Annotated in this window: 23 protein-coding genes and 1 tRNA gene; 5 read left to right on the top strand and 19 right to left on the bottom strand. The window is 61.9% G+C overall.

Going from position 1 to position 25,906, the window contains the following annotated elements; genetic code table 11:
- Nucleotides 1–83: 83 nt before the first annotated feature.
- The 19 genes from rsfS to ABHT90_RS00170 all read right to left on the bottom strand — a co-directional run bounded on the left by rsfS (nt 84) and on the right by ABHT90_RS00170 (nt 20,074).
- Complete coding sequence (gene rsfS / locus ABHT90_RS00260; RefSeq protein ID WP_421755285.1) at nt 84–524, bottom strand: ribosome silencing factor; 441 nt, start codon at nt 522–524, stop codon at nt 84–86.
- Between the two features lie 42 nt (nt 525–566).
- Entirely contained in the window at nt 567–1,100 is a 534-nt protein-coding gene (yqeK, locus tag ABHT90_RS00255) for a bis(5'-nucleosyl)-tetraphosphatase (symmetrical) YqeK (protein ID WP_217108182.1), read from the bottom strand.
- Nucleotides 1,101–1,187: 87 nt separating this feature from the next.
- Nucleotides 1,188–1,865 carry a nicotinate-nucleotide adenylyltransferase gene (nadD, locus tag ABHT90_RS00250; RefSeq protein ID WP_089573445.1) on the bottom strand — a complete coding sequence of 226 codons (678 nt, stop codon included), beginning with the start codon at nt 1,863–1,865 and terminating at the stop codon, nt 1,188–1,190.
- Nucleotides 1,866–1,868: 3 nt separating this feature from the next.
- Nucleotides 1,869–3,335, bottom strand: a complete 1,467-nt coding sequence (obgE, locus tag ABHT90_RS00245) for a GTPase ObgE (RefSeq protein WP_346981232.1) — start codon at nt 3,333–3,335, stop codon at nt 1,869–1,871.
- An 85-nt stretch (nt 3,336–3,420) separates the two neighbouring features.
- A complete protein-coding gene (gene rpmA / locus ABHT90_RS00240) occupies nt 3,421–3,678 on the bottom strand; it encodes a 50S ribosomal protein L27 (RefSeq protein ID WP_006236075.1) in 258 nt (85 codons plus the stop codon).
- Nucleotides 3,679–3,711: 33 nt separating this feature from the next.
- Entirely contained in the window at nt 3,712–4,086 is a 375-nt protein-coding gene (gene rplU / locus ABHT90_RS00235; protein ID WP_035138585.1) for a 50S ribosomal protein L21, read from the bottom strand.
- A 67-nt stretch (nt 4,087–4,153) separates the two neighbouring features.
- A complete protein-coding gene (locus ABHT90_RS00230) occupies nt 4,154–4,966 on the bottom strand; it encodes a TIGR03936 family radical SAM-associated protein (protein WP_346981231.1) in 813 nt (270 codons plus the stop codon).
- Nucleotides 4,963–6,840, bottom strand: a complete 1,878-nt coding sequence (locus ABHT90_RS00225) for a TIGR03960 family B12-binding radical SAM protein (protein WP_346981230.1) — start codon at nt 6,838–6,840, stop codon at nt 4,963–4,965. Before ABHT90_RS00225 ends, ABHT90_RS00230 begins: the two co-directional genes overlap by 4 nt.
- A gap of 10 nt (nt 6,841–6,850) precedes the next feature.
- Nucleotides 6,851–7,780 (bottom strand): YcjF family protein, encoded by a 930-nt coding sequence (locus ABHT90_RS00220; protein ID WP_346981229.1) that lies wholly within the window; start codon nt 7,778–7,780, stop codon nt 6,851–6,853.
- A gap of 18 nt (nt 7,781–7,798) precedes the next feature.
- Entirely contained in the window at nt 7,799–9,025 is a 1,227-nt protein-coding gene (locus tag ABHT90_RS00215; RefSeq protein WP_022094759.1) for an FtsW/RodA/SpoVE family cell cycle protein, read from the bottom strand.
- A gap of 9 nt (nt 9,026–9,034) precedes the next feature.
- Nucleotides 9,035–11,104, bottom strand: a complete 2,070-nt coding sequence (gene mrdA / locus ABHT90_RS00210; RefSeq protein ID WP_346981228.1) for a penicillin-binding protein 2 — start codon at nt 11,102–11,104, stop codon at nt 9,035–9,037.
- A 13-nt stretch (nt 11,105–11,117) separates the two neighbouring features.
- Nucleotides 11,118–11,690 (bottom strand): rod shape-determining protein MreD, encoded by a 573-nt coding sequence (locus ABHT90_RS00205; protein WP_346981227.1) that lies wholly within the window; start codon nt 11,688–11,690, stop codon nt 11,118–11,120.
- 7 nt (nt 11,691–11,697) lie between these two features.
- The gene (gene mreC / locus ABHT90_RS00200; protein WP_346981226.1) at nt 11,698–12,639 is read right to left on the bottom strand and encodes a rod shape-determining protein MreC; all 942 of its coding nucleotides are present in this window, start codon (nt 12,637–12,639) and stop codon (nt 11,698–11,700) included.
- Nucleotides 12,640–12,717: 78 nt separating this feature from the next.
- Complete coding sequence (gene mreB, locus ABHT90_RS00195) at nt 12,718–13,749, bottom strand: rod shape-determining protein (RefSeq protein ID WP_006236061.1); 1,032 nt, start codon at nt 13,747–13,749, stop codon at nt 12,718–12,720.
- Between the two features lie 127 nt (nt 13,750–13,876).
- Nucleotides 13,877–15,181 carry a tetratricopeptide repeat protein gene (locus ABHT90_RS00190; RefSeq protein WP_229065279.1) on the bottom strand — a complete coding sequence of 435 codons (1,305 nt, stop codon included), beginning with the start codon at nt 15,179–15,181 and terminating at the stop codon, nt 13,877–13,879.
- 11 nt (nt 15,182–15,192) lie between these two features.
- Nucleotides 15,193–15,735: a peptidylprolyl isomerase gene (locus tag ABHT90_RS00185; protein WP_006236059.1), complete on the bottom strand. Its 543-nt coding sequence runs from the start codon at nt 15,733–15,735 to the stop codon at nt 15,193–15,195.
- Nucleotides 15,736–15,836: 101 nt separating this feature from the next.
- Nucleotides 15,837–16,997 (bottom strand): zinc ribbon domain-containing protein, encoded by a 1,161-nt coding sequence (locus ABHT90_RS00180; protein ID WP_346981225.1) that lies wholly within the window; start codon nt 16,995–16,997, stop codon nt 15,837–15,839.
- A gap of 186 nt (nt 16,998–17,183) precedes the next feature.
- Entirely contained in the window at nt 17,184–19,922 is a 2,739-nt protein-coding gene (locus ABHT90_RS00175) for an HAD-IC family P-type ATPase (RefSeq protein WP_346981224.1), read from the bottom strand.
- Between the two features lie 75 nt (nt 19,923–19,997).
- A tRNA-Arg gene (locus ABHT90_RS00170) sits at nt 19,998–20,074 on the bottom strand.
- Between the two features lie 203 nt (nt 20,075–20,277).
- Between ABHT90_RS00170 and aroF the strand changes: the two genes are divergently transcribed.
- The 5 genes from aroF to aroC are packed head-to-tail and all read left to right on the top strand — an operon-like array spanning nt 20,278 to nt 25,776.
- Nucleotides 20,278–21,303 carry a 3-deoxy-7-phosphoheptulonate synthase gene (gene aroF, locus ABHT90_RS00165; protein ID WP_346981223.1) on the top strand — a complete coding sequence of 342 codons (1,026 nt, stop codon included), beginning with the start codon at nt 20,278–20,280 and terminating at the stop codon, nt 21,301–21,303.
- A 3-nt stretch (nt 21,304–21,306) separates the two neighbouring features.
- On the top strand, nt 21,307–22,221 hold the full coding sequence (locus ABHT90_RS00160) for a prephenate dehydrogenase (RefSeq protein ID WP_346981222.1): 915 nt from the start codon (nt 21,307–21,309) through the stop codon (nt 22,219–22,221).
- A gap of 36 nt (nt 22,222–22,257) precedes the next feature.
- A complete protein-coding gene (gene aroB / locus ABHT90_RS00155; RefSeq protein WP_346981221.1) occupies nt 22,258–23,364 on the top strand; it encodes a 3-dehydroquinate synthase in 1,107 nt (368 codons plus the stop codon).
- A complete protein-coding gene (gene aroA / locus ABHT90_RS00150; RefSeq protein WP_346981220.1) occupies nt 23,358–24,677 on the top strand; it encodes a 3-phosphoshikimate 1-carboxyvinyltransferase in 1,320 nt (439 codons plus the stop codon). The genes aroB and aroA overlap by 7 nt, the downstream gene beginning before the upstream one ends.
- 1 nt (nt 24,678) lies before the next feature.
- Entirely contained in the window at nt 24,679–25,776 is a 1,098-nt protein-coding gene (aroC, locus tag ABHT90_RS00145; RefSeq protein ID WP_346981219.1) for a chorismate synthase, read from the top strand.
- Nucleotides 25,777–25,906 lie beyond the last annotated feature (130 nt).

Raw genomic sequence — 25,906 nt, 5'->3', positions numbered from 1 at the left:
AGAAAGCCGGGCAGGTGCGGAAAACCGCAACTGCCCGGCGAAATGCGCGAAGCTAGCTAAAAAGCCCCGTATCAAATGAGCTACTAGAGGAGATTGAGGGGGAGCTGGGGGGCGTCGCCCCAGAGCTTTTCTAGGCGGTAGAAGTCGCGGGCTTCGGGAGTGAAGACGTGGACGACAACCGAGCCGTAGTCCATGAGCATCCAGGTCTTCTGCTCGCGGCCCTCGATGGAGAACGGATGCTCGCCGCAAGCCTCGGCGACCTTCTCCTCGATCTCGTCGACGATCGAATCGACCTGGCGGTTGTTGGTACCGGTGGCAAGCACAAAGTAGTCGCACACGTCGGAAAGCTCGGTCAGGTCGAGCACCTGCACGTCCTCGCCCTTCTTGTCGTAGGCGGCCTGCGCGGCGGCGCGGGCGACATCCTCGGCAGCGACACCGCTCGCGGACAGCGAGGCGGCAGTGCGGTCGGACGTGGCAACGAAACTCTTGTGCTCCACACCTTCAAGAATCTGCTCGCCGGTCATGGTCTCGTCGGCCATGGAATACCTCTTTCTAGACAGCCCGAGCTAGCGCAGCTGGGCGTAATGGTTGTAAATCGTAATAGCCGTGGGATAAAGATAGCGCCCGGACTGGATCACATAGACCAGACCCTGCGCAAAACAGGAGAAGAACAACTCATCGAGCGTCGACTCCCCCACCATCTCGCGCAGGGCATGCGCATAGTCGCCGTGGCGGTTGGGCTCGATGGCATCGGCCACAAAGACCACCATATCGAGCGGCGTCATGTCACAGGCACCCACGGTATGACGGTCGACAGCCTGGAAAACGGCCGGCGACAGTTCGGGAAAAAGCTGCGGAAGTTCATAGGCGGCAACAGGGCCATGCAAAAGCGGCGTCGCGGCGGAAGGAGAGCCGGCAATCTTAATGCCGTAATGCAGAGCGCGCGTAACCAGCTCGTCGTCGGAGAGCACTTTGTCCCAGTCGTGGATCAGACCGGCAGCAGCGGCATCAAAGCGGTCAACGCCGTAGACCTCGGCCAGATGAAGTGCGGTCTCGGCAACACCCAGCGAATGCACATAGCGCTTGCGCTTATCCTTCATGCGAACATCGAGCAGCTCTTGAATGCGCTTGAGCAGCGCGCGCTCATCGCCCTCAAACTGATCCTCTACCGACAACGTAGACCCCCATCACTCAAAATCTTCTTGACCCAAATCGGCATATAGCCTGCGTTTGCGAATGTAGCCGAGCACGGACTCGCTCGTAAGATAGCGCACGCTCATGCCGCGGGCGACTCGCTTACGGATGTTCGTCGAGCTGATCGCCAGCGCCGGAATCTGAATATAGCGCACGTCGAACGGCAGCCCCGACTCTTTGATTCGGGCACGCGCCGTATCGATATCAAAGCCCGGTCGTGTCGCCGCAATAAAGGTAGCAAGCTCAGCGATTCGTTCGGCATCATGCCAGGTCACGATATCGATAATCGCGTCGGCGCCCGTAATAAAGTAGAGCTTTACCTGCGGCGGATAAAAGTCGCGAAGGGCATGAAGCGTATCGGCCGTGTAGGTTACGCCCGGACGGTCGATCTCGAACCGACTCGCCAAAAAGGCCGGGTTCGCGGCGGTGGCGAGGACCGTCATGGCATAACGGTCCTCGGCAGGCGTCACCGGCTTGTCAAGCTTAAAGGCAGGCGTGCCCGCCGGCATAAAGAGCACAGCGTCCAAGTCGAGCGACTCACGCGCCTGCTCGGCGGTCACCAGGTGCCCGTAATGGATGGGATCAAAGGTGCCACCCATAATGCCGAGCCTAAACTCCTGCCCGTCCTCTAGAGGAAGCTCGGGCAGACCGATTCCACCGCGCAGCGACATGGCTTACTCGCCCTCCGAGGTCTCGGCATCGTCCGCGGCATCCACCGCATCGACAACCTCGACGCCCTCATCCGCAGCATCGGTCACGTCAATGGCCTCAACGGCAACGTCCTCGCCAGCATCCTCGAGCTCCTCGTACTCCGAGAAGTCCTCAGCGCCCTCAAAGTCAAAGGCGCGCTGGCAAATGCGGACCTCGTCGCCCGCACGGCAACCGGCCTTCTCGAGCGCGTCGTCAACACCCATACGCGCAAACTTATGTTGCAGGTAAATGACGGCTTCCTCATTTTCCCAGTCGGTCTGAATGACCATGCGCTCGATGGCACGACCGACCACGCGGAAGGCACCGGGCTCTTCCTGGACAATGCGGAAACGCTTCTCACGCTGCAAGCGACGGCGCTCCCACTCATCGTCGCGCAGAACGACCGGCTCATCGGAGACCGACAGCTCGGCGCGCAGCTTAGCCACCTGCTCGCCCACGGCAAGCATCAGCGTGTTGAGGCCGGCGCCCGTAACAGCAGACACGGCAAAGAACATATGTCCATCGTCGAGCGCTGCGCGCTTGAGGTCGGCAATCTTGTCGGCCGTGCCCGGCGCGTCGCACTTGTTGGCAACGACGATCTGCGGACGATCCGAAAGCTCGGCGCCATACTGCTCGAGCTCGCGGTTGATGATGCGATAGTCCTCAACCGGATCGCGATCCTCAAAACCGCCCGTCATGTCGACGACATGCATGATCAGGGCCGTACGCTCAATGTGGCGCAGGAACTGGTGACCCAGGCCCTTGCCCTCGCTCGCGCCCTCGATAAGACCGGGGACGTCGGCAACGACGTAAGAATATTCGCCGGCACGCACCATGCCCAGATTGGGCACGAGCGTGGTAAACGGGTAGTCAGCAATCTTGGGGCGGGCGGCACTCATGCGCGCAATGAGCGATGACTTACCCACCGAGGGGAAGCCCACGAGCGCGGCATCGGCCATGAGCTTCATCTCGAGCTCGATCCAGTGCTCCTCGGCCGGTTCGCCCAGCTGAGCGAACGCGGGCGCGCGGCGCACCGACGTCACAAAGTGCGTGTTGCCCAGGCCACCGGCACCGCCGGGCGCCACGACGACGCGCTCGCCGTCGTGGACCAGGTCGGCAATCTCGAACATCGGGGTCTGCGTCTCGGGATCGAGCTCGCGCACCACGGTGCCCATGGGAACCTTCAGGATCAGGTCCTCGCCGCTCTTACCGTTACGACGGGCACCCTGCCCGTGCGTGCCGCGCTCGGCGCGGAAGTGATGCTTAAAGCGGTAATCAATCAGGGAAGACAGCTGAGCATCGGCCTGGATGACGACATTGCCGCCACGACCGCCGTCGCCGCCATCGGGGCCGCCCTTGGGGACAAATGCCTCGCGTCTAAACGACATGCATCCGGCTCCGCCGTCGCCGCCGCACACGTTAATGCGGCTGATATCGGTGAACTGTGACAACAGAATCGCCTCCTACAAAAAAGAAGGAGACCCTTGAATCCTAAAACTCAAGTGCCTCCCACATATGTGCTCTATGAAGGGTGAATTACGCGTTCGCGAGCGGGCGTACGCTGACCCTGTGCTTGATACCCTTGTGGAACTCAACGGTACCGTCGACCAGCGCGAACAGCGTGTCGTCCTTACCACGGCCAACGTTCTCACCCGGGTGGATGTGCGTGCCGTGCTGACGGACGAGAATCGTGCCCGTGGTTACCGTCTGGCCGGCATAGCGCTTCGTGCCAAGGCGCTGACCGCGGGAGTCACGGCCATTACGGGAGGAACCGAGTCCTTTTTTGTGTGCCATTGTGTATACCTACTCTTTCGTTACGAGTGTAATCTACTCGGCGACGGGAGCCTCGGCAACAGCCTCAGCCTCTGCCTTGACAGCCTTCTTGGCGCGGGAGGTAGCCTGGACCTTCACGATCTTCAGCTTGGTGAGCTGCTGACGGTGACCCTTCAGACGACGATAGCGCTTACGCTTGTGGAACTTGAAGACCAGCTGCTTCTCGCCCTTGAACTGCTCAACGATCTGAGCGGTAACCTTGGCCTTGGCCAGCTTGTCGGGATCGGTGACGATCTTCTTACCATCGTTGAGGAAGATAACCGGCAGGGTGACCTTGTCACCCTCATTGCCCTCGATCTTCTCGACGGTGATGACATCGTCGGTGGCGACCTTGTACTGCTTGCCGCCCGTGTTAACGATTGCGTACATGTTTACTTGCCCTTCATGCATCAGTTAGTGCAACAGCCGAATATAGTAGCAGGCGAAAATACCCCCGTCAACGAGTATGTGGAGCAAATCCACAAGTTCGCACAGGTATGGGGCTGACGAGTCGGCCCTCGTCGTCCTCGCATGCTTGATTCTGACGCTCGACATCGTAGGAGCAGATGGTCACGAGGTCTTGCATACCGGTGGAAACAATAGGTGCATCCACGCCCGGGGTCAAGCCCTGCAACAAAACATCAGCAGCAGAAAGCAAAATTTCCGGACGCATGGAGCCCTCGTTGTCGGCATGGGTGTCGAGCATGAGCACCAAATGATCCGGGCGCTCCCCCGCCGTGAGCTCATAGCCAACGAGCGTGTGATCCAAATCCAATCGCTTGCTCTTTTTTCCGCGCGCGTAGTCGATGCCATGGTCCGCGCGCAGCGTGTCGATCGCACGACGCACCTCCTCGGCGCTTACGGGCGCCTCGGGATCTAAGTGCAGGTCGATGCGATACGACAGGCGCGTGAGCTGCGCCGTCAACGCCGGCGTGCGCACGTCGATGTACGCCGCCTCGATAGGCGCCAGATCGGCCGGAGACGCCACAGCCAGGCGCCCAAACGCCTCGTCGAGCGCCACGAACTCGGTCATAAACAGGTCATACCACTCGCAGGTCGACGACGTACCCACCGGTAGCGCCGAAGAGAAGCCCACGCGCATGTGCGGGGAGAAGCCCTGCGTGACGGCATAGGGAAGTCCCGCACGGCGCACGATGCGCTCAATGGTATGGATTACTTCGAGATGGCCCAGGTACTTAAGGCGATCGCGCTTGCCATAGCGAACACGAAGTCTAAAGAGCGAGGGGTTGTCGGTCAGGCGCTCACTCATGCGCGATCACCCATCAATACATTCTTGGCGTGGAGCGTGGGGCAGATCCCGCAGCCGGTGCACGACGTGCGGGTGCAGTCGGGAGTCGTGACGCCCTCGAGCGAGCGACGGTACTCGCGCTTGAGGAAGCCGCGCGTGCAGCCGGGGCTCACGTGCTCCCACGGCAGGCGCCAGTCCAACTCGTAGGGCAGGTGCACGAGCTCATTGAGGTCGATGCCGTTTTTGGCAGCAGCCTCCTTCCAGTTATCGAGCGAGAAATGCTCTACCCAGGCGTCAAAGCGAGAGCCCGCACGCCAAGCATCGATGATGACGGGCGTCATGTCACGACCGGCGCGGGACAGCGCGGCCTCGATGAGCGAAGTCTCGGCATCGTGGTAATGCACGCGGACGGCACGGTTGCGAACGCTCGTGATAAGCAGCTTCTGGCGACGCTTGACGTCGTCGTAGTCGAGCTGCGGGCACCACTGGAACGGCGTGGCAGCCTTGGGGATAAAGACCGAAACCGAAATGGACACCGAGATCGAGCCGCGACGAGCCTTGGGCACCACGGAACGACCGAGCTCCAGCACGTGATCGGCCAGATTGGCGATGGCCACGATGTCCTCGTCGCGCTCGCCGGGAAGGCCCATCATAAAGTAGAGCTTCATGCGGTTCCAGCCGGCCTCGAAGGCCGCCTTGGCCGCACGGTCCAGGTCCTCCTCGGTCACGTTCTTGTTAATGATGTCGCGCATGCGCTGGCTGCCGGCCTCGGGCGCGAACGTCAGGCCGCCCTTCTTTTCGCCGGCAACCGACTCGGCCATATCCACGCCAAACGAATCCAGGCGCTGCGACGGAATAGACACGCGAATACCCGTATCCTCCAGGCGACGGTTGAGTCTGCCGAGCACGTCGCGAATGCAGGAGTGGTCGGTCGTGGAGAGCGAGGTCAGCGACACCTCGTCATAGCCGGTCTTTTCCAGACCCTGAATCACCGACGAGACGATCTGGTCGGCCGAGCGCTCACGCACCGGGCGATACGTCATGCCGGCCTGGCAAAAACGACAGCCGCGGGCGCAGCCGCGAAGGATCTCGATAGACAGGCGGTCGTGGACCAGCTGCGCATAGGGTACGCACGACTGCGACAACGGATTCGTGGCGCCGAAATCCTCGACGACGCGCTTGTAAACCACGGTCGGCGCATCCTTGCCCTCACACGGCACAGTGTAGCCATGTGGCGAGCAGGGTTCGTCGTGACGAACCTCATAGAGCGACGGCACGTAGTTGCCACCAATGGATGCAAGCTGCTCAACAATCTGCGCGCGCGGGACTCCTTCGTCACGCAGGCGGCGATGCAGCTGGCAGGTCTCGAGCAGCGATTCCTCGCCCTCACCGATGAGGATGGCATCGAAGAAGGCCGCGTACGGCTCGGGGTTGTACACCGAGGGGCCGCCGGCGATGATAATGGGGTCGTCCTCGGTGCGGTCGGCCGCTAACAGCGGAATGCCAGCGAGGTCGAGTGCCTCGAGGAAGTTCGTCACCGCCATCTCGTGCGGCACATGCAGGCCGACAATATCAAACGAAGCGACCGGCGCTGCACCCTCGAGCGAGAGCAGCGGAATGCCCGCCTCGCGCATGGCGTCACCCATATCTGGCCACGGCACATAGCCGCGCTCGCAGGAGATGCCCTCGGCCTGGTTAAGGATGTTGTAGAGGATGGCGATGCCCTGGTTGGGCAGACCAACCTCGTACACATCCGGGTAGATCAGGCAGCAACGGTAGTCGGCATCGGCCTTGGAAAGCGTACCCCACTCATGATCGATATAGCGGCTCGGCTTCTCGACCTTGGCGAGCAGCGGCTCAATTAAATGAAAACAGTCTTGGTATGCAACGCGCAACGGAAAACCCCTAAGCAGCGAGATCTGATGCGTCCTGATAGGACGCCATGGGACGAGTAGCGCCCGCGACCGTGGTCACCAGATCGCGAACGCGGGAGAACGTGGCAGTGACCACCTCGTTGGCACGGCTGTAGTCGACATCGCGCTCGTAGAGCGAAACGAGCGCACGGCCCATGCCATAGGTGCCCGCGGCGGCAGTGAGCGCCTTGACGGCAAACCCAATATGCGGCGTCTGCTTGACAAGTGCGCGGGTGACCGCTCGGATCACAAGACCGCCGGCAAGCACGCCCGCGACCTCGTAGCCGCGCTCAGGCTTAATGCCGCGTCCAAAGACGGCAGCGAGCTCAAAGAGCATGCCCACCTGCGCCAGCGCCATAACGGGATAATCGGCGCCCGGCAAAAACACCAGCGCACCGGTCGCCATATTGGTGAGCGCGCACGAGGTGATGATACGATTGGCCGCCGCGATGCGCATGAAGGCAAAGTTCGCCGCAAAAGCCGTTTCCTTGTCGGTGCGATCGAGAATCCAGCGGGCAAGCGTCTCGAGCAGATACGTCTTATCGGTTGCCGCTACCACGCCGAGCATGGGCGTGGACTCCTCGATAAACGGCACCTCCACAGCAGACTCGGCAAGCACGCACACGGGCGCGCCGGCGATCACGAGCTCCTGCACGGCACTCTCCAAGCGGTCGGAACCACACGAGAGCACCAGCACCACATCGGTATCGGTCTTTGGAGCAATTCGCTCCTCCCCCAGACGCTCGACGCGCACAATGCCCGAGGTCGTCTGCGGCAGAAAGGCGTCACGCACCGTCTCGGCCAGAAAGCGCGAGGCGGACGAATCCAGATAGACCGAGACGCGCACCGGCGTATCGGAATCCTTCTTAACGGACGCGCCCATCTTAAAAGCGCGGGTCAGCTTATCTACGGGAATTTTCATAGCAAACCCCTCCAGCGGTTACGCGGCGCCCGAACGATGCCGCCATATGGATTGTACGATACCCACCGTCAGCAGCTGAATCATCATCGAAGACGAACCGAAGCTAATAAACGGCAGCGGAATACCGGTAATCGGCATCATGCCGATGCACATGCCGATGTTTTCGAAGGTCTGGAACGCCCACATGCCAACGATGCCCACACACGAAAGACGCAAAAACAGCGACTCGCACTTAAAGGCGACGCGAATCGTCGAGAAGATGAGCAGTACGTACAAGCACAGCAGCAAAAAGGAGCCGCAGAAGCCAAAGGTCTCGGACAAAAAGGCGAAGACGAAGTCGGTGTGGAACTCAGGCAGAAAGCCGCCGGCCGACTGCGTCGCATGCCCCAGGCCCTTACCAAAGAAACCGCCCGAGCCGACCGCGATCAACGACTGCTGCAGATTGTACGCATCATCCGAATCGGCATTATCGGGGTCGATAAAGACCGTCAGACGGTTCATCTGATACTGCTTGATGAGCACATCGTGGCCGAGCAACGAATCAAAAACCGAATCGAGCGCCAGGACGAGGGCCACCAGGCCCACGAGCAGGGCCAGGGTCGACAGCACCCATTCGCGGCGTGCACCGCTCATGCAGATGACGATGGCGCCCGAAACCAGCACGACCAGGCCCGAGCCCAGGTCACCCATGGCAACGACGGCCAAAAACGGAATGGACAGCATGCCGCAGAGCTTGACGTAGTCGCGAACGGTATCGATGCGACCGTTATACTGCGAGCCAAGCGTAGCAATAAAGAAGATGGTGATGAGCTTGGCAAGCTCAACCGGCTGGAATGTCAAGCCGATACCGGGAATCTTGATCCAACCCGTCATGCCCAGACCGCCCGTATAGGACAGACCCGGAATCTTGGGCGAGAAGATCACGATCAGGTCGATGACGAGCAACGCCGTCGAGAAATTGGAAATACCGCGCAGGTCGGTTCGCCAGACGAGCACCGCCAGCACCGCTCCGATGCCAATTCCCAGCAGATGGCGTGAGAACGAAGCATCGGCCTTAAACTGCGAAGCCGACCAGATAATGATGGCACCGTAAGCGACGAGCGCCACAGTAGCCACGAGCACACCAATATGCACCTTTTGGCGAAACGTGCCGCGCGAGGCCGAAAGTTGCTTGTTGACGCGGTCCAGGCTGCTGCGAGAGCCGGTCTTGGTTGAACGGAACAGATCCGCCGGAGAAAAATCCATCGCAACCTCCTATCGAACCGAAGAATCGCCCGAGGCCGAAGAGGTATCGGGCTCGTCATAAATCACACCGAGCACGTCGCGCACGACATGCATCGCGGTATCTGAGCCGCCGCCGCCCTGCTCCAGGACAGTAGCGATGACATACTTGGGATCATCGGCCGGTGCATAGGCGCAGAACCACGCGTATTCGTCCTCGCCGCTTTTCTCGCCCGTGCCCGACTTGCCGTATACCTGGGGCGTCAGGGTGCCAAAGTGAGCCGCCAGGGACGTCGATGCCGTGTAAATCACGTCGTGCATGCCGTTGCGAACAAGAGCCAAATCCGAATCGCTGTTGATCTTGGCCTCCAGGCGCTTCTTCTTGCCCTTGCCGTTGTACTTATAGGCATCGCCGTCGCCATCGCGCGACACGGCAGACAAAAACACGTGAGGCACGTACTGTTTGCCGCCGTTGGCAAGACCCATATAGGCGCACGCCATCTGCAGAGGCGTCACCAGGATGTCGCCCTGGCCGATGGCAATATTGGTCATATCGCCGGCATTCCACTTGCGGTCCTCGGCAGAGGCGTCGGTGAAGTACGACTCTTTCCACTCGGCATCGGGAATACGGCCCGCGCCCTCACTCGGCAGATCGATACCGCAGGTCTTGCCTAGACCCCAGCGACGAAAGACCTCCTGCAGGCCCTCGGGATGTTGCTCGTCATAAAAGAACGCCTTGCCCATGTCGTAGAAGACGGGGTCGCACGAGTTGGCGATACCCGACTGCAGCGTCATGGTGCCGTGGCCAGACGTCAACCAGCAGCGCTTGCCCCAAGCCTTGCCCAGGCCCGTCCAATAGCCCGTGCAGTTGGTTGTCTGCGTTGAAGTGTAGGTTCCAAACTCAAGACCGGCCAGCGCCGAGAGCGGCTTGATGGTCGAGGCCGACATGTACTGTCCGCTAATGGCGCGGTTGAGCAGCGGGTGCGAGCCCTTGTCATCATTGAGCTCGGTCCACACGTCATTTGAGACGCCGCCGATAAAGACGGACGGATCGAACTTGGGCTCGCTCGCCATGCCCAGGATCTCCCCATTGTTGGGATCGAGACACACCACAGCGCCGTTACCGGCATTGCTGTAGCCAGTGGTCTTGGCAAGCTCGATAGCGCTCGCCAGTGCCGTCTCACAGGCCTGTTGGATCTTAAGGTCGAGCGTGAGCTTAATGTCGGAGCCGGCCTTCGCGGGCACGGCGCCGGCCTGACCGGTCACATTGCCTGAGGCATCGACCTTGACGGTCTGCTCGCCACGAATACCCTGCAGCAGATTTTCGTAGTAGCTCTCAACGCCCGCCTGGCCCACGATATCGCCCGACTGGTACGTAATCTTGCCAGCAGAAGCATCATCATCGCCAGAGGTTTTCTTATTCTGAGCCTCGAGCTGCTCGGAGGTGATGGTGCCGGTATAGCCCAAGATATGGCATGCCGTCTCGCCATATGGATACTGGCGCTCGGTACGCTCGGCAATCTTGACGCCCGGGAACTCGCCGGCGTGTTCCTTGATATAGGCAACCGTGGAGCGACGGACGTCCGTCGCGATGGTATGCAGGCTCTGGGCGCCCTCTGTATTGTCCTGAATATTGCGAAGGACCGCCACGTAAGGCATTCCAAGCACGTTGGCAAGATGGCGAACCAGAACCTCATCCTCGGCAAGGTCGCGGTAGGCCACGACAGCAAGTGAGGGACGGTTCTGGACAAGCGCCACGCCATTGCGGTCGAGGATGCGGCCGCGCACAGCGGGAGTGGTAACGGTGCGAGTCTGATTGCTATTAGCCTGCTTCTCGTAATAGTCCGACGAGACCATCTGCATGCCCCACAGCTTGACGGCGAGCGCCGCAAACATCGCGCCCACACCCGCGGTGAGGATGGAAAAGCGGCCCTTAAAGGCGGTCGCCGCTGTATTGCCCTCGCCCTCGGTGGCGCGCGGGGCCGTTCCATGCTGCGTATCGTAGGTAAAACGGGAATCGCCACGACGCATGACGACCAGCGCGACCACGATGGCCACAACCAGCACGATACCGGCGATAATAACCGTCATCTGGGAAGACATCTACGGGCCTCCCCTATTTGAGCTTGCGGGTCTTGGGCTTAAAGCGCATACCCGTCTGGCGTCCGCCACGTGCGGAGAATCCATAGCCGGACTGCGGCACGACGCCGGACATCAAAAACGGAATGGCAACCAGACCCGTCAGGATCGAAGACGGCAACGCATGCCCAAAGATCGCCACGACAAAGCTCGTCTCCAAACCCATAAACAGCAAGATGATGCTGTAGATCACATTAATGACGAGCGCAAAGGCGCCCACGGTGATGCCGCGCGCACTCGGGGTACCGCCCGTCTGACCGACGGCGCTGTGCACCAGGGCAAAAGAGCCCACGGTCAGCAGGAGCGACATAACGCCCACCGGCACGGCAGCGGACAGGTCATAAAACAAGCCGCTGCAAAAACCGCACACGACGGCACGGGTCGGGTCGCCCGAGAACACGCTTAGGCACACCAGGATAATCATGAAGTTGACGCGACCGCCCGCAATGGAGATCTGCGGTGCCAGGCCTGCCTGCAGCAGCACGCACACAATGGCGGCGATCACAAACGTGCGGGAGCTCATCCCCTGCTCGTGTAGATCCATGGACATGCCCCCCCTATTCGTTCGAGCCGGAATCGGTCGTCTCGGACGTGTCGGAACTGTCATCCGAGCTCTCGTCCTTCGTCTTGGTCGCAGCATCGCGCGACGTTCCCTGCGGCGCGCTGTTGGCCGTGCTCACGTCCTCATCCGAGGCCGACTGTTCGTCGGTCAGCGAGGTAATGACCAGCACTTCCTCGTTGTTCTCGGCCGTCGTCTGGGCGCGCACCACAATGGTGTAGTACACATCGTTTGCCGATTTCTCAACCGACGAGACGGTGCCGAGCGGTAGACCCTTGGGGAACACGCCACCGATGCCCGAGGTCACGATGATGTCGCCAACCTTAACATCGGAGTCGACGCTCACGTACTCAAGACGCAGCGTGCCGTCAGCCTGACCCTGCAGCATGCCCTGGGCGCGCGTATCCTGCACCATGGCGGAAACGCCCGAGTTCTCGTCGCCAATCAGTCGCACGGTCGACGTTTTGGCCGATACCTCGATAATCTGGCCGATAACACCGGCCGAACTCGTCACAGGCATGTTGATGGTAAGCCCGTCGGCAGAACCCTTATCAATCGTGACGGTCGAGGTCCAGGCATCGCCGGAGGCGCCGACAATACGAGCAGCGGTCGATTTGAGGTTGTAGGTCGATTGCAGCCCGACCAGGCCCTCCAGGCGCTCGGCAGTCTTTTGAGCCTCAGAAAGCTCGGCGACCTTAGAGGTCAGTTCCTCGTTTTGCTTCTTAAGCTCGTCAAGCGTGTCCTGCGACGCCGTAAGGTTAGAGAACACGTTGCCGATCGCATTGAAGGGAGCCGCCACAGCCGAGCCCACAAAGCGTACCGGAGAGGTAATCGTCGTTACACCTGAACGCACGGCATGAATCGGTCCTGCCTCGCCCTCGCGGATGTAAAACGTGAGCAGCAACACCGAAATCAGGCTGAAAACAATCAACGGGCGCATACCCGTTGATTGTCGTTTGGTATTCAGATTTGTGGAGAAACCCGAAGATCGTGCCAAATGGAATCCACCTTTTGGAAATTAAGCATTGGTCTGGACGAAGCCGCCATCAAACGCATTGGCCTCGAGCACGCGGGCACAGCCGTTAACAACGTTATCGAGCGCCGTGGGGCTGACGTTGACCGAAACACCGGTCTCATCGCGCAGGCGCACGTCGAGACCGCGCAGCAGCGCGCCGCCACCAGTCAGCAAAATGCCGTAGTACATAAGGTCCGAGGCAAGATCGGGAGGCGTGGCATCGAGGGCGTCCTTGACGGCCTTGGCCATCTCGTCGAGCGGCTTGTTGAGCGCGCGACGAATCTCCTCGCTCTCGATGCGCACGGTCTTGGGCAGACCGGTAATCACGTCGCGGCCGTTGACCTCGACGTCGAGCTCGTCCTTGAGCGGCACGGCGGAGCCGACCTTGATCTTGATGTCCTCTGCCGTACGCTCGCCGATGGCCAGGTTGTAGGCATCACGAACGTGCGTGAGGATAGCCTGATCGAACTCGTCACCGGCAATACGGATGGACTGCGAGACGACGATACCGCCCATGGCGATAACAGCGACCTCGGTGGTACCGCCGCCGATGTCGATGACCATGGAGCCGGTGGGTTCCTCGACGGGCAGATCGGCGCCGATAGCGGCAGCCATGGGCTCCTCGATCAGGTAGGCCTGGCGAGCGCCAGCCTGGATCGTGGCCTCAAAGACAGCACGCTTCTCGACCGACGTGACGCCGGAGGGAACGCAGACGACAACGCGCGGACGCGGGGTCCACGGATAGCGCTTCTCGGACGCCTTGTCGATAAAGTAGCGAAGCATAGCCTCGGTAACATCGAAGTCGGCGATGACGCCGTCCTTCAGGGGACGAACGGCCACGATGTTGCCGGGCGTACGGCCGAGCATGCGCTTTGCCTCGATACCGACCGCGAGGATGCGCTCGTCGTTCTTGTCGATGGCGACGACAGAGGGCTCGCGAATGACGATGCCCTTGCCGCGCACGGAGACAAGCGTATTTGCGGTGCCGAGGTCGATGGCAAGATCGCCCGCATAGCTACCGAAGAACATATCCATCAAAGAAAACAACGCAACTCCTGATGTGTTGGATGATTGCTGGAAAACTACTAGCTCATGATACTAGCGCAAGCCCGGCACCTCACTTGCGGTGAAGCGCCGGGCAAAGCTAAATCCCATAAGGTCACTACTGGTTGTCAGCAGCCGAGAAATCCATATCGAGCGAGGAAACGGCCCAGCCGATATGATTGTCGGAGCGCACGAATTTGACGGTGTACTCCTGCTCGCCGCCCTTGGACAGCGAAGCCTTGACCTTGGCGGTCGTCTCGGTCATGGACTGATCCATGCCCTCGACGGACACGGTGGCGCCCTGCGGAATCGAGGAGATGATCATCGACTTGGCGTCCTCGGACAGGCTCGAGGCCAGGCAAGACTCGGCCTTTGCGGTGTCACCGTCGCCGGCAGCCTGGAACAGATCGGTGATAACCGACTCCTGCGAGGGGAAGCCAAAGCCGCGCGTGTAGGCAAAGCCCAGACCGCCCGCAGCAATCAAAATGAGCAGGAGCAGCACGATGAAGACTTTGAGACCCGTGTGGCGATGGCGACGACGGACCTTGGCCTGCTTACGATCCTGACGGTCCTGCTGGACCATCTCGGACTCGGACAGCGTAAAGAAGCCGGTGTCCGAGGGATCGGGCATAAACTGACCGGTCGCGCCCGTAGGATCGAGCGGATCGACGGCAGGAGCGTCCATCGCGGGCGCCGGAGCCGTGGCCATAGCCGTCTGGGCAGACAGTGCGGCAAGCGAATCATGCACGCGGGCAAGCTCATCGGCCTGCTCAGAGGTGAGCTGGTAGATGCCATCGGCAGTAGCGGCGTTAAAGGCGTCGAGAGCGTCGGAGGGACGGCCGGCGGCAGAAAGTGCCTGACCCATACCGGCATTGAGCGCGCGCGTGTCGTCGCGGGGGCCGGCAAAGTCGATAGCCGTGCGGTAGGTCTCCACGGCATCCGCCGGACGGCCGAGCTTAATGAAGCAACGACCGAGCTCGCCGAGTGCGGCGGCAGGAGCCGGATTGGCGCCGTCGATGGCAGCCTGACGGAAGGCAGTACCCGCGTTGGCATAGTCGCCCGACTGGAACAGCGCATTACCCAGGCCCAGATAGGCCTTGAACGGCGTGGCATAGGAAGCATCCTGCGTGGCAGCAGAGAACGCCTGGGCGGCCGTCGTGTAGTCGCCCACGGCGGCGAGCGCCTTGCCGCGGTTGGTGAGCAGCGCGCCGCGCTTGCCGTAGGTGCCGTCGTTGAGGGCGGCAGCATAGGCCTCGGCGGCCTCGGCATACATGCCCAGGTGCATCAAGGCGTTGCCACGAAGGTGATCGGCCTCGCCCATAATCTCATCGGGAGTCTTTGCCGCCCCAAGCATCTGGGCTGCAGCGGAAAAATCACCCGCGCGGTAAGCGGCGCGGCCCTGTTGGATCAGCTGGCTATTCAAGGAAGTCCCCTTTACTCGTGAACGATCTCGACATGGACGATCTCGTCGCCGGCGCGCAGCTGCGAGATGACGTCGAGGCCCTCGACCGTGGTGCCAAAGACGGTATAGCCGGAGTCGAGGTTGTGCTGGGCGCCCAGGCAGAAGTAGAACTGCGAACCCGCGGAATCGGGATCCATGGAGCGGGCCATGGCAAGCGCGCCGTCAACATGGCTGTTGCGCGGATTGGTGGCAAACTCGCCCTTGATGCAGTAGCCGGGGCCGCCGGTACCGGGCATGCCGTCGGGACCCTCAAGGCCGGCAGCGACGTCGGCGCCGGACATATCGCGGGTATTGGGGTCGCCGCCCTGGATGACAAAACCGGGCACATAGCGATGGAACTTAAGGCCATCATAGAAGCCCATCGTAGAAAGCTCGCAGAAGTTCGCGACATGAATGGGAGCGCCCTCGCCGTCAAACTTGACCTTGATGGTACCCTTCGACGTCTCGATAACGGCGCACTCGTCGCCGGCAAGCTGATACTCGGGCGTGTAGAGCTCTTTCTTAAAACCAAACATGTGGTTCCTTCCTCGTGCGTTTAAAGCATATTTGTACGAATTGTAGCAATAAGCATGCGCTTACATCAATTGCGCACGTAGGTTATGCCGACTATGGCGAACTAATTTTTGGAACGCTGCTGCGGCTTCCAGGAACCCACATTGGCGTCGTACTGGTTCAGCGCGCTGTTGCCGCCCTGTGCGATGGGCGCCAGGATCTCGCTCTGGTGGGAACTCATCGACTCGCCATCGGGAATGGCCAGCGAGATGTCCCAACTCTGGCAGATCACGTCGACGCGCTCATACATCCACTCGGCAAGCTGCTTTAAGTGGGCGATGTCGTCCGCATAGACCGTATCGTCTTGGTACTTAAGGTTGTTGAGCTCATCTTGCGTCTTTTTGATCTGGTCGCGCAGGGCGTAGGCACTCTGTGACAGCTCCTGACGGGTGGACAGCGGCGTTCGGAGATAGCCGTTGTTAAAGGAATCGATGACCTCGCCGATCTGGTCCTCGTCACCGTAGGACACGATGGTCTGATACAGACCGTCGAGCCTGGTATAGAGCTGATCATCGGTGAGCACGGTTTCTTCCTGGACCACCTCGGCAGAATCGTCCTGCTTGGTATCGTCCTCAGTCGCCTCGCCCTTTTGGCGCGTGGGGAAGGTGGTCTGCGCGGCCTGGCCAAACTGGTCATAGAAGCCGGGCATGACACCCATGGGATCGGCAGTCACAAACCAATAGGCACCACCGCACACGGCGGCGAGCACCGCGATGACGATGAGCGGTTTAGGGATATGGCGCTTATGCTTGTGATAGGCATCCTCGTCGGGGTGGACCTTGCGCTTGGGCTTTTGCTTTTTGGGCTGGGCATCATCGCGCAGGGATACCGGCGTGGGAATATCGACCTTGGGGATGCCAAAGTCCTTATCGAAGGCAGGCAGCACGCAGGTCTCGTTGGGGTCGGCTGCGTCGGAGAGCACCGCGGCGGCAGATGCCGGCGCGTGGGGCACCTCGGTATCGATCTGCTCCTGCGTCAGGCGCGGAAAGCCGGCCGTGCGCCCTGCGGCCAGGTCGGATGCGGCCGCGTCCTTGGAAAGGATGCCCGGCGCGGGGCGTCCACACTTGGGACAGGTACGGTCATGCGGGGACAGACGGGCGCCGCAGCCGTCGCAGAACACGAACTCGGTATGCTCGGGGCCATCGCCCGGACCAACGTATGCGTTGCAATAGGGGCAGAACGAGGCGCCGTCCTCGATGGTCTTTAGGCAATGCGGGCAGATCACGGCATCCTCTTTCCGAAGCAATTCAAACAATCGAGGTTAGAGCATAACATCGACACGGCCCCACAAGCGCAAGGCACCAATTCAACATCGCCGCTCACCCCTAAGTTGCGGTGAAATAGGGACTGAATAGGAGGTTAAAACGCTTAAACAGTCCCTATTTCACCGCAACTTAGGGAGGCGTTGGGGCTAGTCTTTCTTTACGGGCTTATTCTTCTTGCTGGGCATCGATACCTTGATGCCCTGGGCCGATTTGGTCACGCGGGAGCGCTTGGCAACGGCGCTCTTCTTTTTCTTGGGCTGGGCCTGGGCCACGCCCTCGAGTGCACGGGCCTCGGCCTCGCGGGCAGTGCGCACCTCACGGCGCTGCGCCATATCGGCGGCAACGCGCTTGGCAAAACGCTCGGCGGTCGATCCCGTCGAGCTCACCTTGCCGCCGCCGCGACCCAGGCGAACGCGCACGCCACGGCCAAAACCGGTTGCCGCGTGACGGCGACGGGGCTTAAGCGAGTCCATCATCGTGGCGAGTTTAAAGAACACCGCACAGGTAAAGACGACGATAACCGCCAAGATGACCATCTGACCCATCGACAGGTTGGCGATGGACAGCAGCTCCGGGAACCCGATAACGCCCGTCAAAATACCAGCGATGACAAACACGAAAAGCACCACGCGCAAGGGCGTGAGCGGCTGCGAGATGCGCCAGATCAGGCTGACGCTCGCCGCGCACGACGTGAGCAGGAACATGGTCGAAAGCGTAAGCTGGCTAAAGCCAAATACGCGCGCCACAAAAATATCGAGCGCCGCGGCCAAAATGACTGCAATCGACGCCGGCAGTGCACGCTTAAGCACGTTGGTCAAGAACGACCCCTTCACGCGGGCGTTGTTGGGCTCCAGGCCCAGCACAAAGCCCGGCGCACCGATGCAAAAGAAGTTGATGAGCGTCATCTGAATGGGCTCAAAGGGATACGGCGGCAGTGCGATGCACAGCGCCGCCAGGCCCATCGAGAAAAGCGTCTTGGTCAGAAAGAGCGCGGCAGAGCGTTGAAGGTTATTGATGGAACGACGACCCTCGGCCACCACAGCGGGCATCGAGGCAAAGTCGTTATCGACGAGCACGATCTCGGCAACATTGCGCGCGGCATCGGAGCCGGCGGCCATCGCCACGGAGCAGTCGGCCTCCTTGAGCGCCAGCACGTCGTTGACGCCGTCGCCCGTCATGGCCACGGTGTGCCCGCGGCGCTTGAGCGCCTGTACGAGCTCGCGCTTCTGCTGCGGCGTCACACGCCCAAAGACGTGATAGCGGTCCACCGCCGCGTCGAGCTTGGAAGGCGTATCGAGCGTCGTGGCGTCGACGTAGGCATCGGCGCCCGGCACGCCCACCACGCGCGCGATCGACGACACCGTACGCGGGTCGTCGCCGCTGATCACGTTGAGGGTCACGCCCTGCTCGTTAAAGTAGCCGATAGTCTCGGCTGCCGAGGTGCGGATCTCGTCACGAATGGTCACAAAGCCCACGGGTTCGGCCTCGCCCACCATATCGCCGTCGGGCGTAAAGCCGTCCACGCGTGCCACCACGAGCACGCGGCAGGTATCGGCGAGCTCGGCCACACGATTCTCGACCTGTGCAAATGTGCGATCAGAGAGCACAAACTGCGCGGCGCCCATCACATAGGAGCCCTGCACAAACGACGCGCCGCTCCACTTTTTGGACGACGAGAACGGAATGACCGACAGCGGCTCGGACACCTCAACCGGGCGATCGGCGTAGTAGTTGAGCAGCGCCTGACAGGTCTCGTTGGCATCTGCCGAGGTCGCACGCGCCACGTTGGCGAGAGCAAAGTCGAGCACCGTGGTCTCGACGGGGACAGCAGCCTCGTCAGAGTCCGTGCCAAAGCCAACACCCTCAACAGGCAGCGGGTAGGTACCCTCGACCTCCATACGGCCCGAGGTAATGGTGCCCGTCTTGTCCAGGCACAAAACGTCGACGCGCGCGAGCGTCTCGATGCAGTAGAGCTGCTGTGCCAGCACCTTACGACGCGCCAGGCGCACCGTGGCAATCGCGAGCACCGACGAGGTCAGCAGCACCAGGCCCTGCGGAATCATGCCCAGCAGGGCACCCACCGTGGACAGCAGCGCCGAAGAAGGCACTCGACCGGCCAGCAGCTCGGAGAAACACCAGGAAAGCGCGCTATCGCCCGGGGTTCCCGCGGCATCCCACAGCTCGCTCACACTCGAGGAAAAGAGCGCCAGACCAAGCGGAATCATGATAATGCTCGCGAACCGCACGATGGCGTTCAGCGCATTCATGATCTCGGAGTTGACCTTTTTGACGTACTTGGCCTCGTTGTTGATCTTTGCCACGTAGTTATCGGCGCCGACATGGATCACGCGGGCGCGCAGCAGGCCCGAGTCGATAAAGCTGCCACTCATGAGCTCGGAGCCTGGCTGTTTCTTGATGAGGTCGCTCTCGCCCGTCAGCAGGCTCTCGTTGACGAGCGCCTCGCCAGACACAACCACGGCGTCGGCGGGAATCTGGTCACCGCGCCCCAGGCGAATGATATCGTCGAGCACGATCTGGTCCAGGTCGAGCTCCACCTCGGCGCCGTCGCGCACCGCGATGGCCTTCTTAGAGGTGAGCAGCGTAAGCTTGTCGACCATCCGCTCAGAACGCATGGACTGAATGACGCCAATTGCCGTGTTCAAGAACACCACGAACAGGAACGTCAGGTTCTTAAACGAACCGGTCAGCAACACCAAAATCGCCAAGACCACGTTGATCAAGTTAAACAGCGTGCAGAGGTTCTCGATGATGAGCTCGCGGACCGACTTGGTCTTGAGCTCCATGTTGCGGTTGATCTTACCGGCGGCGATGCGCTCCTCGACCTCGGCGGTCGAGAGTCCGCGCTCGATATCCGTTGTTGCCATACCACGTCCCATCATGTCGCGTCGGTATAAGAAAACCGCCCGGACCATGCGAGGTTCGGACGGTCTTACGTTCGATGGTGCCCCATGTTGGATTCGAACCAACGGCCTTCTGCTCCGGAGGCAGACGCTCTAATCCCCTGAGCTAATAGGGCGAACGGTTGGCATTATACCCAAGTGCGCCACGGGCTAACAAAATAATAGAAAAAGCTTTGCAATTACGTGGGAGACGCGCCGCGACGGCGCGCTTTAGGCGGCAAAAGCGAGTCAGATAGTATAAACTCTCATGCACCATATAATACGGCTCGCGATGCGGGCCGTTTTTGCAAGGGTTATCCATCGAGGTGAGAGGCACACCATGATTGCGATTTTAAAGCAGAGCGCCAGCGACGAGGCCGTAAGCCACATTGTTAGTTGGATTGAGAAAAAGGGACTCAAGACCGACGTCTCGCGCGGCGAGAACGAGACCATCATCGGCCTGGTGGGCGACACGACTAAGATCGACCCGTTCCTGCTCGAGTCCATGGACGTCGTCGAGCGCGTGCAGCGCGTCTCCGAGCCGTTCAAGCGCGCCAACCGCAAGTTCCACCCCGAGGACTCCGTCATCGACTGCGGCCACGGCGTCAAGATCGGCGGCGACCAGTTCCAGGTCATCGCCGGCCCGTGCTCCGTCGAGGGCGAGAACCTCATCCGCATCGCCCGCCGCGTGAAGGCCGCCGGCGCCACGATGCTGCGCGGCGGCGCCTACAAGCCCCGCACCTCCCCGTACGCCTACCAGGGCATGGGCCCCGCCGGCCTGGACCTGCTGTGCGAGGCATCCGCCGAGCTCGACATGCCGATCGTCACCGAGATCATGGACCCGCGCGACGTACAGGTCTTCCTCGACAAGAAGATCGACGTCATGCAGATCGGCGCTCGCAACGCCCAGAACTTTCCCCTGCTCAAGGAGGTCGGCAAGACGCAGACCCCGATTCTGCTCAAGCGCGGCATGTCCGGCACCGTCGACGAGCTGCTTATGGCAGCCGAGTACATCATGAGCGAGGGCAACGACAACGTCATCCTGTGCGAGCGCGGCATCCGCACCTTCGAGACCCGCACCCGCAACACCTTCGACCTCAACGCCGTGCCGGTGCTGCACCACCTGTCGCACCTGCCCGTCGTCGCCGACCCCAGCCACGCCACCGGCTACACCCGCTATGTCGAGCCTATGGCGCTCGCCGCGACCGCCTGCGGCGCCAACGGTCTGGAGATCGAGGTCCACGACGACCCGAGCCACGCTTGGTCCGACGGCGCTCAGGCCCTCACCCCCGACCAGTTCGACGACACCATGCACCGCATCCGCGCCATCCGCGAGGTCGTCTGCCAAGAGACCGTTCAGGAGTAGGCCATGGGTACGGTGAGAAACGCACGCGTTAACCAGGGTGGCCCCAAGTGCGCCGGCATCGTGGGCCTGGGCCTCATCGGCGGCAGCTTTGCCCGCGGCTATGCGCAGGCGGGCGTCCGCGTGCTGGCCTGGGACCCCGATGACGACGTCATGACGGCCGCCAGCATGGGCACCGTTGCCGGCGAGCTCAACGACGAGACGCTCGGCGAATGCGACATCATCGTCCTGGCATGCTACCCCGAGGCCTGCATCGAGTGGCTCGAGGCGCACGCCCAGGCACTCGCCGACGCCACCGACACCGAGGCCATCATGGGCCCCGTGGTGATCGACACCGTGGGCGTCAAGGGCATCGTGTGCGAGCGCGCCTTTGAGCTTGCCCGCGAGCACGGTTTTTACTTTGTCGGCGCGCATCCCATGGCGGGCACGCAGTTCTCGGGCTACGCGCATTCCCGCGCCGACCTGTTCCAGGACGCACCGCTCGTGCTTGTACCGCCCGCAGTGGACGACGCACTTAAGCTGGAGCTTTTGGGCCAGGTGCGCGAGATGGTACGTCCCTTAGGCTTTGGCAAGTTCAGCGTAACGAGTGCCGCCGAGCACGACCGCGTCATCGCCTTTACAAGCCAGCTCGCGCACGTCGTCTCCAACGCCTATGTTAAGAGCCCGACCGCCCAGGTCCACCACGGCTTTTCGGCCGGCAGCTACCGCGACCTCACCCGCGTGGCACACCTCAATCCTCAGATGTGGTCCGAGCTCATGATCGACGACGCCGATGCGCTCGCCTTCGAGATCGACCATCTGATCGAATCGCTCTGCGCCTATAGCCGCGCCCTTAAAGACCGCGACCAGCGCTATCTGGAAAATCTCCTTGCCGAGGGCGACCGCATCAAGCGCGCGCTCGACGACGAGGCCTCCCACTAGACCACCCATCACGCCAGGTCGAAAGGACCGAAGCTTATGGCGATTACCATCGATATCGACACCGCACGCCCCTACCAGGTGCATGTGGGCACGTTTTTGCTAGAGCAGGCAGGCCCGCTCGTCCGTGCCACCGCCGGCGGCACCCGCGCCGTCATCGTGACGGACACCAACGTAGGCCCCCTCTACCAGATGCCCGTTAAGCAGAGCCTGGAGGCCGCAGGCTACGAGGTGAGCATCTGCACCTTCGAGGCCGGCGAGGCCCATAAACGTGCCGAGACCTATGTTGCCATTTTGGAGTTTGTGGCCGAGCACGAGCTTTCGCGCTCCGACGTGATCGTGGCGCTCGGCGGCGGCGTCGTGGGCGACGTGGCGGGCTTTGTGGCCGCCACCTACATGCGCGGCTGCAGGTTTGTGCAGATTCCCACAAGTCTGCTCGCCATGGTGGATTCGTCGGTCGGCGGCAAGACGGCCATCGACCTGGCAGCCGGCAAGAACCTGGCCGGCGCCTTTTGGCAGCCGAGCGTGGTCATCGCCGACGTGGGGTGCCTGGCAACCCTCACGCCCGAGCAGTTCGCCGACGGCTGCGGCGAGGTCGTCAAGCACGCCGTGATCGCCGACCCCGAGCTCTTCGCCGAGCTTGAGAAGACCCCGCTCACGCTGGAGCTGCTGAACCGCGACGTGGCCCGTGTGGCGCTCATCATCGCCCGCAATATCGACATTAAGCGCGCCGTGGTCGTTGCCGACGAGCGCGAGACCAACCAGCGAAAGCTGCTCAACTTTGGACACAGCGCCGGACACGCCGTCGAGGCCTGCGAGCACTTTGAGCTCGGCCACGGCAACTGCGTATCGATTGGCATGGGCATCATCACGCGCGCCGCAGCCCTGCATGGCGTTTGCGATGCCGAGCTGCCCGATCGTATTGAGGAGCTCTGCGCCCGCCACGGCCTCAAGACCCGCTGCAGCCTAGATGCCGATGCCGTCTTTGCCGAGGCGCTCCACGACAAAAAGCGCGCGAGCGACACCATCGACCTGGTAATTCCGCACGGCATTGGCCGTTGCAGCATCGACCGCACGCCGCTTTCCACCTTCCACGATTTGATTGCCGAGGGCCTCGGCCAGAAGGGAGACGTTTCCGCATGTTAGCCCGCATCACCCCGTCCCCGCTCAAGGGCACCGTTCCCGCCATCGCGTCCAAATCGATGGCTCATCGCCTCATCATCTGCGCCGCGCTTGCCAACGGCGAGACGCACGTTACCTGTAACACGACCTGCGCCGATATCGAGGCCACGGTGCGCTGCCTCACGGCGCTCGGCGCCCGCATCGAGACCGTCGAGGACGGCTTCCAGGTCCACCCCACCATGAAGAGCATTGAATTTGGCCTGCTCAAGGCCCTTGCCGGCGGCACGCTCGACTGCGGCGAGAGCGGCTCCACGCTGCGCTTTATGCTGCCTGTCGCCTGCGCGCTGGGCGCGGAGGCCACCTTCGTGGGCCAGGGCCGCCTGGGTGCCCGCCCGCTCTCCCCGCTCTCGGACGAGATCATTGCCGCCGGTTGCGACCTGCAGGGCCTGGGCGGTTTTCCGCTCAAGACAAGCGGCCGTATGCGCCCGGGCACCTTTGTGCTTCCGGGCAACGTGAGCTCGCAGTATATCTCCGGCCTGCTGCTGGCGGCCCCGCTGCTGGCCCAGCCCTCCTGCGTGCAGGTGACCGGCCTTATCGAGAGCCGCCCCTATATCAACCTGACGATCCAGGCCATGAAGGCCTTTGGTGTCGAGGTCAACGTCGAGCGTATTCCGGCCAAGGACGGCCAGCCCGAGGTCACGAACTTCCGCGTGAACAGCGGCTCGTACCGCACGCCCGGCAGCGTAGCGGTCGAGGGCGATTGGTCCAATGCGGCCTTTTGGCTGTGCGCCGGCGCCATCGGCACCGACCCCATCACCGTCGAGGGCGTGTCGCTGAGCTCCGCACAGGGCGACCGCAACGTGCTCGCCGCGCTTTCGCGCTTTGGCGCCCGCATCGTGCGCTCCACGAACGCCGCAACGGTGCAGTCCGACAAGCTCGCCGGCTTTGAGATGAGTGCCCACGACATCCCGGACCTGGTGCCCGTCATCTCGGCCGTAGCATCGCTGGCTCAGGGCCGCACGTTCATCCGTGACTGCGCACGCCTGCGCATCAAGGAATCTGACCGTCTGGTCACCACCACCCGCGAGCTCACCGCGCTGGGCGCGCAGGTGCGTATTGCCGGTGACGACCTCATCATCAAGGGCGTCGATGCCTTAACCGGCGGCGAGGTCGATTCGCACAACGACCACCGCATCGCCATGATGGCCGCCATCGCCGCGAGCCGCGCCACCGGCGAGGTCGTGATCCACGGCGCCGAGGCCGTCAACAAGTCCTATCCCGATTTCTTCGACCACTACCGCCTGTTGGGCGGCAAGGTCTCGCTCGAGGAGGAATAGCATGTCCTCGACCTTTGGCAACGTCTTGCACTTAAGCATCTTCGGCCAGTCGCACTCCCCTGCTATCGGCTGCTCACTCGACGGCATTCCTGCCGGTATTGCCATTGACCAGGAGCAGCTGCAGGCCTTTTTGGACCGTCGCGCCCCCGGTCGCGACGAGACCGCGACCAAGCGCCGCGAGGCCGACGCCGCGCATATCATCGCCGGTGTGGTCGATGGACACACCACCGGCGCACCCATCGCCGCGATTATTGAGAACACCAACACGCGCTCCAAGGACTATTCCGAGCTGCGCCGCAAGCCCCGCCCCGGGCACGCAGACTTTCCGGCGCGCGTGAAGTACCACAACATGCACGACGTCGCCGGCGGCGGACACTTCTCCGGTCGTCTGACGGCTCCCTTGTGCATCGCCGGCGGCATCGCGCTGCAGGCGCTCGAGGCCCGTGGCATCAAGGTCATGGCGCACGTCGCGCAGATCGGCGGTATCTCCGACCTGCCGATGGACGATATGGTCTATCGCGAGGCCGACCGCAAGGCAATCCTTACGAACGACCTGCCCTGCATCGACGCCGCGGCCGCCGGTCGCATGCGCGAGGAGATTCTGGCCGCGCGCGACGAGCTCGACAGCATCGGCGGCATCGTGGAGTGCGGCATCTACGGGCTTCCCGCGGGCATCGGCGACCCCATGTTCGACGGCATCGAGAACCGCATCGCGCAGATAGCGTTTGGCATTCCCGCCGTAAAGGGCGTGGAGTTTGGCATGGGCTTTGCCGTAGCCGCCATGCGCGGCAGCGAGAACAACGACCCATATCGCATCGATGCCGAGACTGGCAAGATCGAGGTCGAGTCCAATAATGCCGGCGGCATCCTCGGAGGCATTTCAACCGGCGCACCCGTCATGTGGCGCATGGCCGTAAAGCCCACGCCCTCCATTGGCCGCGAGCAGCAGACGGTGGACATGGACGCTATGGAAAATGCCGAGCTCTCGGTCCACGGCCGCCACGATCCCTGCATCGTCCCGCGCGCCGTCCCCGTAGCCGAAGCAGCCGCAGCGCTGGCCATCTGGGACGCCCTCCTAGAAGACGCCGCCCAGCGCTAGTTAATCCCCGTGGGGGCCAACTCCGGCCCCCACGCCCACCCAGTGATTTTTCTGGGACGGGGATTAAATAATCATTAGGTACACAATGATTATTTAATCCCCGTCCCAGAAAAATCACTGCAGCCCCGAC

This window comes from Collinsella aerofaciens (assembly GCF_039758815.1).
Classification (GTDB): domain Bacteria; phylum Actinomycetota; class Coriobacteriia; order Coriobacteriales; family Coriobacteriaceae; genus Collinsella; species Collinsella aerofaciens_BP.
This window is presented reverse-complemented; position numbering and strand designations above follow the sequence as displayed.

What these genes read in the sequence shown, in the direction of transcription:
- aroB (WP_346981221.1), top strand. Translation starts at nt 22,258, where the DNA reads ATGGCGATTACCATCGATATCGACACCGCACGCCCCTACCAGGTGCAT.
- rplU (WP_035138585.1), bottom strand. Translation starts at nt 4,086, where the DNA reads ATGTACGCAATCGTTAACACGGGCGGCAAGCAGTACAAGGTCGCCACC.
- rpmA (WP_006236075.1), bottom strand. Translation starts at nt 3,678, where the DNA reads ATGGCACACAAAAAAGGACTCGGTTCCTCCCGTAATGGCCGTGACTCC.
- ABHT90_RS00175 (WP_346981224.1), bottom strand. Translation starts at nt 19,922, where the DNA reads ATGGCAACAACGGATATCGAGCGCGGACTCTCGACCGCCGAGGTCGAG.
- ABHT90_RS00215 (WP_022094759.1), bottom strand. Translation starts at nt 9,025, where the DNA reads ATGGATTTTTCTCCGGCGGATCTGTTCCGTTCAACCAAGACCGGCTCT.
- rsfS (WP_421755285.1), bottom strand. Translation starts at nt 524, where the DNA reads ATGACCGGCGAGCAGATTCTTGAAGGTGTGGAGCACAAGAGTTTCGTT.
- ABHT90_RS00220 (WP_346981229.1), bottom strand. Translation starts at nt 7,780, where the DNA reads ATGAAAATTCCCGTAGATAAGCTGACCCGCGCTTTTAAGATGGGCGCG.
- ABHT90_RS00230 (WP_346981231.1), bottom strand. Translation starts at nt 4,966, where the DNA reads ATGAGTGAGCGCCTGACCGACAACCCCTCGCTCTTTAGACTTCGTGTT.
- aroF (WP_346981223.1), top strand. Translation starts at nt 20,278, where the DNA reads ATGATTGCGATTTTAAAGCAGAGCGCCAGCGACGAGGCCGTAAGCCAC.
- ABHT90_RS00205 (WP_346981227.1), bottom strand. Translation starts at nt 11,690, where the DNA reads ATGTCCATGGATCTACACGAGCAGGGGATGAGCTCCCGCACGTTTGTG.
- yqeK (WP_217108182.1), bottom strand. Translation starts at nt 1,100, where the DNA reads ATGAAGGATAAGCGCAAGCGCTATGTGCATTCGCTGGGTGTTGCCGAG.
- mreB (WP_006236061.1), bottom strand. Translation starts at nt 13,749, where the DNA reads ATGGATATGTTCTTCGGTAGCTATGCGGGCGATCTTGCCATCGACCTC.
- ABHT90_RS00160 (WP_346981222.1), top strand. Translation starts at nt 21,307, where the DNA reads ATGGGTACGGTGAGAAACGCACGCGTTAACCAGGGTGGCCCCAAGTGC.
- mreC (WP_346981226.1), bottom strand. Translation starts at nt 12,639, where the DNA reads ATGCGCCCGTTGATTGTTTTCAGCCTGATTTCGGTGTTGCTGCTCACG.
- aroC (WP_346981219.1), top strand. Translation starts at nt 24,679, where the DNA reads ATGTCCTCGACCTTTGGCAACGTCTTGCACTTAAGCATCTTCGGCCAG.
- aroA (WP_346981220.1), top strand. Translation starts at nt 23,358, where the DNA reads ATGTTAGCCCGCATCACCCCGTCCCCGCTCAAGGGCACCGTTCCCGCC.
- mrdA (WP_346981228.1), bottom strand. Translation starts at nt 11,104, where the DNA reads ATGTCTTCCCAGATGACGGTTATTATCGCCGGTATCGTGCTGGTTGTG.
- nadD (WP_089573445.1), bottom strand. Translation starts at nt 1,865, where the DNA reads ATGTCGCTGCGCGGTGGAATCGGTCTGCCCGAGCTTCCTCTAGAGGAC.
- ABHT90_RS00185 (WP_006236059.1), bottom strand. Translation starts at nt 15,735, where the DNA reads ATGTTTGGTTTTAAGAAAGAGCTCTACACGCCCGAGTATCAGCTTGCC.